The organism is Mesorhizobium sp. M7A.F.Ca.CA.004.04.2.1 (assembly GCF_004022825.1).
Classification (GTDB): Bacteria; Pseudomonadota; Alphaproteobacteria; order Rhizobiales; family Rhizobiaceae; genus Mesorhizobium.
Window position 1 is genome coordinate 1 of record NZ_RZPH01001544.1, and the last position, 843, is coordinate 843.

General features: G+C 62.2%; 1 protein-coding gene. It reads left to right on the top strand.

The window, feature by feature from the left end; all coding sequences use genetic code 11:
* Positions 1-843 (top strand): tyrosine--tRNA ligase (gene tyrS, locus EN893_RS36020; RefSeq protein ID WP_128362267.1); only part of this gene is annotated, 843 nt, incomplete at both ends.

The window sequence follows — 843 nt, forward strand, 5'->3', positions numbered from 1 at the left end:
AACGGTGACGGCCTATATCGGCTTCGACGCCACCGCCAAGAGCCTGCACGCCGGCTCGCTGATCCAGATCATGATGCTGCACTGGCTTCAGCAGACCGGTCACCGGCCGATCGCGCTGATGGGCGGCGGCACCTCGATGATCGGCGACCCGTCCTTCAAGGACGAGGCGCGCAAGCTTTTGACCCCGCAGGACATCGAAGACAATCTGGCTGGCATCCGCCGCAACTTCATGCCCTACCTCAAATTCGGCAGCGGTCCGAACGACGCCATCATGGTCAACAACGCCGACTGGCTGATGGAGATCAACTACGTCAATTTCCTGCGCGATGTCGGCCGTCACTTTTCCGTCAACCGCATGCTGGCGTTCGATTCCGTCAAGCTGCGGCTCGATCGCGAGCAGTCGCTGTCGTTCCTCGAATTCAACTACATGATCCTGCAGGCCTATGATTTCGTCGAACTCTACAAGCGTCTCGGCTGCCGCCTGCAGATGGGCGGCTCCGACCAATGGGGCAACATCATCAACGGTATCGATCTCGGCCGCCGCATGGAGGACGCGCAGCTCTATGCGCTGACCACGCCGCTGCTCACCACCTCGTCGGGCGCCAAGATGGGCAAGTCGGCTTCGGGCGCGGTCTGGCTCGATGCGGAGATGCTGAGCCCCTACGAATTCTGGCAGTACTGGCGCAACACCGAGGATGCCGACGTCGCGCGCTTCCTGAAGCTCTACACGACGCTGCCGCTGGACGAGGTGGCGCGACTCGAACGGCTCGGCGGATCCGAGATCAATGAGGCCAAGAAGATCCTCGCCACCGAGATCACCGCCCTGCTGCATGGCCGTGCAGC